Annotated in this window: 8 protein-coding genes and 1 pseudogene; 6 read left to right on the forward strand and 3 right to left on the reverse strand. The window is 63.4% G+C overall.

The features are described 5' to 3' along the window. Window positions 1–75 precede the first annotated feature (75 nt). Complete coding sequence (locus Q1K49_RS07475; RefSeq protein ID WP_300524611.1) at window positions 76–1,317, reverse strand: amidohydrolase; 1,242 nt, start codon at window positions 1,315–1,317, stop codon at window positions 76–78. A 65-nt stretch (window positions 1,318–1,382) separates the two neighbouring features. Then, window positions 1,383–2,477: a dipeptide epimerase gene (locus tag Q1K49_RS07480; RefSeq protein WP_300524612.1), complete on the reverse strand. Its 1,095-nt coding sequence runs from the start codon at window positions 2,475–2,477 to the stop codon at window positions 1,383–1,385. Between the two features lie 249 nt (window positions 2,478–2,726). Here Q1K49_RS07480 and Q1K49_RS07485 point away from each other — a divergent pair, with 249 nt between their 5' ends. The 6 genes from Q1K49_RS07485 to Q1K49_RS07510 all read left to right on the forward strand — a co-directional run bounded on the left by Q1K49_RS07485 (window position 2,727) and on the right by Q1K49_RS07510 (window position 7,012). Next, window positions 2,727–4,205: a histidine kinase dimerization/phosphoacceptor domain -containing protein gene (locus Q1K49_RS07485; RefSeq protein WP_300524614.1), complete on the forward strand. Its 1,479-nt coding sequence runs from the start codon at window positions 2,727–2,729 to the stop codon at window positions 4,203–4,205. 178 nt (window positions 4,206–4,383) lie between these two features. Next, on the forward strand, window positions 4,384–4,602 hold the full coding sequence (locus Q1K49_RS07490; RefSeq protein WP_213694802.1) for a winged helix-turn-helix domain-containing protein: 219 nt from the start codon (window positions 4,384–4,386) through the stop codon (window positions 4,600–4,602). Between the two features lie 205 nt (window positions 4,603–4,807). Then, window positions 4,808–5,005 (forward strand): hypothetical protein, encoded by a 198-nt coding sequence (locus tag Q1K49_RS07495; protein ID WP_300524619.1) that lies wholly within the window; start codon window positions 4,808–4,810, stop codon window positions 5,003–5,005. Window positions 5,006–5,078: 73 nt separating this feature from the next. Continuing rightward, on the forward strand, window positions 5,079–5,552 hold the full coding sequence (locus Q1K49_RS07500; protein ID WP_300524621.1) for a hypothetical protein: 474 nt from the start codon (window positions 5,079–5,081) through the stop codon (window positions 5,550–5,552). Between the two features lie 155 nt (window positions 5,553–5,707). Beyond that, window positions 5,708–6,553 (forward strand): UDP-2,3-diacylglucosamine diphosphatase, encoded by an 846-nt coding sequence (locus tag Q1K49_RS07505; RefSeq protein ID WP_300524623.1) that lies wholly within the window; start codon window positions 5,708–5,710, stop codon window positions 6,551–6,553. Window positions 6,554–6,628: 75 nt separating this feature from the next. After that, entirely contained in the window at window positions 6,629–7,012 is a 384-nt protein-coding gene (locus Q1K49_RS07510) for a hypothetical protein (RefSeq protein ID WP_300524625.1), read from the forward strand. Between the two features lie 215 nt (window positions 7,013–7,227). On the opposite strand, the pseudogene Q1K49_RS07515 reads toward Q1K49_RS07510, so the two are convergent. Continuing rightward, window positions 7,228–7,663: pseudogene (locus tag Q1K49_RS07515) on the reverse strand (hypothetical protein); the annotation flags it as partial.

Raw genomic sequence — 7,663 nt, forward strand, 5'->3', positions numbered from 1 at the left:
GCCCGAATCCCGTAAACCTTCCTTTCCGCAGGGCGCGGCAGTTCCTTCCGCCCCGATGCGGCGCGCCCCCTTCGCTCAGGCGCCTTTGCCGCAGAGCACCGCCAGAGCGTTTGCCACCGTGATGGCCACCCCCAGGGGGAGGCAGGCCGGATCGATGTCGAAATGCGGATTGTGCCCCTCCACGACGAGCCCCTTCTCCCGGTTCGCCGAGCCGAGACGGAAGAAGGCCCCCGGAACGGCCTGGGCGAAATAGGCGAAATCCTCCACGCCGAGGCTCGCCGTCTCCAGTACCTCCACGTTCTCCGGTCCCAGCAGGCGCGCTCCCGACGCCGCCACCAGGTCCACGAGCGCCCGATCGTTCAGAAGCGGCACGTACCCTTCCTGGCGGCGTACCTCCGCACTTCCGCCGAGCCCTTCCGCCACCGATTTCACCACCTCCGCCACCCGGGCGTTCACCTTTTCCCGCGTCTCCGGCAGGAGGGTCCGCACCGTGGCCTCCATCTCCACCCGGTCGGCGATGACGTTTCGGGCCGTGCCGCCCCGGATCACCCCCACGGTGACCACCGCACTGTCCCGGGGATCCACGTTCCGGCTCACCACCGACTGAAGCGCCGTCAGCACGTACCCCGCGACGGCCACGGCATCGACGCCTCCGTGCGGATAGGCCCCGTGGGAAGAGCATCCCCGGAGCACGATGTCCAGCGCGTCCGAGGCGGCGCACATCTGGCCGTACTTGACGCCGATGCGTCCCACCTCAAGCTCAGGGCAGACGTGAAGTCCGAAGACCGCATCCACTTTGGGATTTTCCAGCACCCCTTCCCGGATCATGGGCTCCGCGCCGCCGTCGGACTCCTCCGCGGGCTGGAAGAGAAACTTCACTGTCCCGGAAAAACGGTCCCGCAGCTCCGCGAGCAGACGGGCCGCGCCGAGAAGGATCGCCGTGTGGGCGTCGTGCCCGCAGGCGTGCATCACCCCCGGCGTCCGTGACGCATAGGGAACCTCGTTTTCCTCCTGAATCGGCAGCGCATCCATATCCGCCCGGAGCGCCACCACTCGCGGAGCACCGCTCGAAGAAGGCGCGGTTCCCTCCAGCAGACCGAGCACACCCGTCCGGGCGACGATGCGGCAGGAAATTCCCAGTTTCTCAAGCTCCTCCCGCACACGGCGGCTCGTCCGGATCTCCGCGAACCCCAGCTCCGGATGGGCGTGGAACTCCTCGCGGAGTTCCCGCACCCATTCCGCCAGTTCCCTGGCCCTCCCGAGCAGGTCCGGAGTCGTATCCTCCACGGCAGCTCTCTCCCTTTTTCCGTCCGTCATCTCTGACATAGCCTCCTTCGATATCCTTCCAGAAGAACGCCGCAGCGCACCTCTGCATCGATGCGTCAGTGCCACACCACGTTCCGGATCTCACGGAACCCGAGCCCAGGCCCTTCGCCGAGGACAATGCGGGGACCGTCGCAGGTGATGCCTCCCTCCACGGGATCCTCCGCGCAGAGATCCGGCGTGTCCAGATCGATCCGGGTGATGCAGGGACAGGCCGCCGCCACGTGCGCCGCGGCGGTGACGCTCAATTTGGTCTCCATCATGCTGCCGATCATGGCCTCCACGCCGAAGCTCTCCGCCACCGCAGCAATCTGGAGCGCCCGGCGAATGCCGCCGGTCTTCATGAGCTTGATGTTCACCAGATCCGCCGCACCTTCCGCCAGAATGCGCGCCGCATCCCGTGGAGAATACACGGACTCGTCGGCCAAGACCGGCACGGACACGGCGTTCCGGACGAGCTTCATTCCCTCGATGTCCTCCGCGGGAACGGGCTGCTCCACAAGCTCCAGGTTCGGATCGGTCTCCTCCAGCTTCCGGAGAATGCGCACTGCCTCCTTGGGATTCCACCCCTGGTTCGCGTCGAGCCGGAAGGCGACACCAGGCCCCACCGCATCCCGGATGGCAGTGATGCGCACCAGATCCAGAGCTGGATTCTTTCCCACCTTGAGCTTGAGGATGCGAAATCCTCTGCGAACCGCCTCGAGGCTGTCCTCCACCATCACCTCCGGCGTGTCGACGCTGATGGTGAGGTCCGTCTCAAGCTCCCGCCGCCCGCTGCCGAGCAGGCGAGCCAGAGGCGCTCCGTATCGCTGCCCCCAGAGATCGTGAAGCGCCATGTCGAGCGCTGCCTTGGGAGACGAATTGTGCACGAGGCTTTTGTCCAGCCGGCGGAGGAGATCGTCCAGATCCTCCACGTCCCGCCCCAGGAGCAACGGTTTCAGGTGATCCTCCAGCGCCGCGACGATGCTTCCCCGGATATCGCCGGTGATGACCGCCGTGGGCGGCGCCTCGCCGTAGCCCACATGCCCCGTGTCCGTCTCCAGGCGCACGACGATGTCCTCCACGGAGCGCACTTCCCGCAGTGCCGTCCGGAAGGGTTTCTTCAACGGCACTGACAGGGTTCCCAAACGCATGTCGGTGATCCGCACTTCCATCGCACCTCCTCGAAAACCGTAGAAAAAATCGTTCCCGTCACCGCTGTCGCGTTTCGACCTCCGCAGCATACACGAAAAATGCCCTTTCGGCCCGGCAATGTGCGGCTCTTCTTGCGAAAAAACCTCTTTTCCTGCGGCACTGTGACCAATTCATCTTGCATTACTCCGGAGAACGGGTTAGCATGAAATTCCGGGATGTCCGGTCCGCCGGAGGCAGACCGCAGGCACGGGGAAACGGAGGCGCGAGAGATGACGGAGACGGCGCGGGAACAGGAACAGCTCTTTCCTGAGATGGGGCCTTCCTTTCGCGAGTTCATCGAGGCCAGCCCCTCGGTCATGTTGCTCATCGCCCCGGAGACCGGCGCGATCGTCCGGGCGAACGAGGCGGCGGCAGTCTTCTACGGATATTCCAGAGAGCGGCTCGAACGCATGCGCATTTCGGAGATCAACACCCTCACTCCGGAGGAAATCCTCCGGGAAATGGACAAGGCAAGGGCGAACCGCAAGAGTTTTTTCCGCTTCAGCCACCGACTGGCCTCGGGAGAGCTGCGAAGCGTGCACGTCTATTCCTCCCCCGTCCAGGTCGAAGGAGAACGGCTGCTCTGTTCCATCGTCCAGGATGTGACGGACCTGAAAAGCGACGAGGACCGGGCGGAACGACGCCGTCTGGAGGACCACCTCGCCCGCAGCGTGGCCCTCCTCGGCGCCGCCATCGAGTCCGTGGCGGAGGGCATCATCGTGGTGGACCTGGAGGGACGGGTGCTCATCTACAACGCCAACTTCGAACGCTTCTGGAACACCACCCCGGGCTGGAGCGCCGCCTTCGGCCCGGAGGAACGGCTGGCGTTCCTGAGCCGCCTCGCCGAGGACCGGGAAGAGTTCGTGAAGCTCATCCAGACCGTCCGGAACCGCCCCGACATGGAGCGGAGCGGCACGGTGCATCTGGCGGATGGGCGGATCATGGAGTTCGAGTCCCGCCCTTTCCGGGCGGAGGAGACCATTCTCGGGCGCATCTGGAGTGTCCGGGACGTGACCGAACGGGAGGAGGCCCGAAAGGCCCTCGAGACCTCCCTCCGGGAGAAGGAACTGCTGCTGCGGGAAATCCACCACCGGGTGAAGAACAACCTGCAGACCGTGGCGAGCCTCCTCTCGCTCCATCTGGGAACCACGGCGAATCCCAAGGTAAAAGAGGCGCTGATGGAAAGCCGCGGCCGCGTGCAGAGCATGGCGCTCATCCACGAGAAAATCTACCGCTCCCGGGACGTCTCCGCCGTCAATCTGGGGGAGTACGTGGCGGACGTGGTGCGGAGCGTGGCCGGAGCGTTTGGCCTGCCCAGCCAGACCGTGACGCTCGACATCGAGGCGGAACCACTTCCCCTGGACATCGACCGGGCCGTTCCCTGCGGCCTCGTTCTCAACGAACTCGTGACCAACGTGTACAAACACGCCTTTCCGCAGGGGCAGGAGGGAACGCTTTTCGTGCGCATCGCCGCGGACCGGGAGGGATTCGCACAGATTACCATCGCCGATGACGGCGTGGGGCTTCCCGAAGGGTTCGACCCTCGAGCGCTGCACTCGCTGGGAATCACCGTCGTGGCCGCCCTGGTGGAACAGATCGGAGGAACACTTCATTTCTCCTCCGGCCCGCAGGAAAAGGGCACGACCGTACACATCAGCTTTCCCCTCGGAGACGGCCGGAACGGAAAGACTTCGGTGCAGGCGGTGTAACGAGAACGTCATTGCCTTCCCGAAGAATCTTGCCTATAATGACGATGTGCCACGTCACAAGGAGCCGAATGACACTTGTGTAACGCACCCCGGGCTTTTTCGAAGGAACGAAGAAGATCGGGGAATCGAAGCGCACCGGGGAACGTGCGGTGCGCGGTTATTCCGAGGAGGGGATCACGTGGAGGTGTCGCAGGTTTTGAGCGTGGAAGCCATCGGAGAAGCGGCGGGAGTGGTCTGGTCCCATCTCAGCGACAATGGAAGAACGACCCTCACGGCGCTGCACAAAGCCGTCCCTCTGCCGGACAGGCTCGTGGACACCGCGGTGGGCTGGCTCGCCCGGGAAAAGAAGATCGCCTTCGAGACCGAGGGACGAACGACCTACCTCTTCCTTCTTTAGCGAACACACACCCCTCCCGGTTTCAAACGGGAGAGGTCGTTCCAGCGGAGCATTCCTTCCACGCAGGCGTTCCTTCGGGGCAACCCAGGAGCATTCGTGGCATTTTTTCCGTGAACAGTGAAAAAACTGTTACAAACATCTCTTGACCTTCCCTGGAAAGAGAACTAGCCTTAAGAAACAAGAGCAGGGAAGGATGTGGCACCCCATGACCGACCGTGAGGAATCACTGGCAAGCCGTCGCGTACGGGTCCTCGATCCCGTGCGGGGTATGCTCGAGTGCAGAGAATGCGGTGCCAGATGGATTGTCCCTCCTCATCCCCGAGAGGAAGGACTCCCGCCGGGCTATTGGAAATGTCCCAATCGTTGCAACTGTCCCGACGAGAGCCGGGAGGAGGAACACTGACGGCCCCGTGCCGTCCCGAAGGAAGTTCCCCGGCAAACAGCACCTCCGGAAAAACGGGAAGGTCTGACACGCCATGGATGACGAGAAGAAACGACACCGGTTCGCCGCTGCGGAAGCGGGCAAGGCGATGATGTCCCTCATGCTGGGGCGTCCCGCGTATCCGCTCTCTCTTCCTCCTTTTTCCCCCGAGAAAACCCTGGAAAAGTCCGATCCGTTTCTTCCCTCCCACCTGCGCGACCCCCGGCGACGACGCGCCCTCGCGGAAGGGCACGTCCTCTTCGCCCTGAGCGGCCTCGCCGCAGTGCGCCTTCTCCTGGACGACCGGACCCGCCCCTACCTGGACGATCCGGACGTACAAAGCGCCTACGACGCGGCCCGCTCCATCTGCGGCAGCGAGGAGGAGTGCGCCGCCTTCGTGGAGTGGCTCTGGCAGCGATGCATTGCGTTGCTCTCCCTTTCTCCCAGGCCCGAACGAATGCGCGCTCTGGCGGAACAGCTTCTGCGGAAGGGAAGCCTTTCGGAGCGGGAGATTCTCCGCCATCTCTGACGGCAAGAGCACTGCTTCCGTCTGTTTTTCAAATTCTTTACACTTTCGACATGACAAGGACACGCAAACAGGGTACACTGGGGACCGTCGCGGATCGAGCGAACCGGAAGAAAACGTCTCCGCCGCTTGCGAAACGCGGAAGGAGGAAACCCGTCATGACGCAATTCCGCAGCATTTTCATCTCGGACATGCATCTCGGCTGTCGCTGGTGCCAGGCCAAACTTCTCGCATCCTTCCTCTCCTCCGTCGAATGTGAAAACCTCTTCCTGGTGGGCGACATCATCGACGGCTGGAAGCTCAAACGCCGGTCGAGCTGGCCTCAATCCCACAACAAGGTTCTCCGGAAAATCCTCAAGATGTCCAAGAAAACCAGGATCTGCTACATCCCCGGCAATCACGACGAATTCCTCGACGAATTCGACGGATACCATTTCGGCCACATCGAAATCGCACGGAGCGCCAAACACGTCACCGCCGACGGCAGGCGTTTCCTCGTGATCCACGGGGACGAATTCGACCTGGTGGTGAAATACAAGCGCTGGCTCGCCGTGCTGGGTGATCTGGCCTACGAGATCTGCCTCCAGCTCAACAGTTGGCTCAACTCCCTGCGTTCCCTCCTCGGCCTTGGATACTGGTCCCTTTCTCAGTATCTCAAACACAAGGTCAAGGATGCGGTGAACTTCATCGGCGACTTCGAGAACGCGCTGCTCCATCGGGCACGTACCTCCGGCGTGGACGGGATCATCTGCGGCCACATTCACCGCCCCGCCATCCGCCAGGTGGAGAACATCACCTACGCCAACTGTGGCGATTGGGTCGAGAGCTGCTCCGCCCTGGTGGAGCATCCGGACGGCACACTGGAGATCCTTCGCTGGAAGGACATGGTCTCCCGAATCCCCTTCGTCACCACCGGGGGAGAGATGGTCTTCCGCGACCCCGATCCCGCGCCACGCCCCACACCGGATCCCGTTCTTCCCGAGCCGGTGACCTCGCCTTTCTGACGTTCTTCCTTCCGATCCGGGCCGAAACGGCCCGGATCGGTACTTTTCACCCATCCACTCAGGAGGTGCGTTTCAGTGGGATACGAAAGAAATCTCGCCATCCAGCAGAAGCACCGGATTCAGCAGTCGGACCGCCGCATTCGCATTCTCGAGACGGAGGCGGAGACTCTCCGGGGAGCCCGGAAGATTCTCGAACGGTGGAATTCGAGCCTGGAGTGCTGGATGTGCGAGATCGACCGCATCACCACGGACCCGCGCGTGCGGCATATCACGCGGAGAGCGCTTTCGTTCCTTCGGGAGCCCGTTCCTGTCGGGGAAAATCTGGATCTGTACGAAAGTGCCCTGGATTTCATCAAATGGGAGCGCCGGAGCCGGACATCGGCCTTCGCCGAAGGCAAGGACACATCCCGCAAGCCCCTCCGGAAAGAGGCGAGGGATGCGGCACTGTCCCGGGGCTGACCCGGGGGAAGGGGCAACGCGGAACATACTTCGGAGCGCGTAAGGCGCCTTCGGGCGCTGCTCCGGCAGACAACCGGTGATCGCCTTTTCCGAAACAGCGCGGAGAGGCGAGGCTCCTCCTCCGAGGAATGCCTCGCCTCTCCAAAACGGAACCTGACGGACCGCCCCGGTCGGAAGAGCCTGCGTCCTCCCCGGGGTACAGGTGAAACGGCGACTCACGCCTTTTTCCGGGGAATCCCCTTTGTGGGAAGGGCCGGGGCTCCCGTCGGCGCTGGAACGAGCCCCGACTCCGCTCCGCCCACGCTGAACTGCGACAGAAGCTTCTGGATCCGCTCCGCACCGGTCGCGGTCTCCTGGGCCTCTCTGGCCACGTTCTCCGACGCCGTGGAGGTGCTCTCCGTCGCCTGTCGGATGTTTTCGATGGTGTCCACCACGGTGAGCGTTCCCTTGGTGACCTGGTCGATGCCGGAGGCCATCTCCTGGGCGGCGGCGGCCTGCTCCTGCGAGGCCGCGGCGATGTTCTGCATCACGTCGTTCACCCGGGCGATCTGGGCGAGAGACTGCTTCAGCTCCTTCTCCGCCTCCGCGGCGGCCGCCACGGTCTCTTTCATGATGGTTCCCGATTCGGTGGTGATGTCCAGGGACTGCTTC

The sequence above is a fragment of the Aminiphilus sp. genome (assembly GCF_029975095.1).
Classification (GTDB): Bacteria; Synergistota; Synergistia; order Synergistales; family Aminiphilaceae; genus Aminiphilus.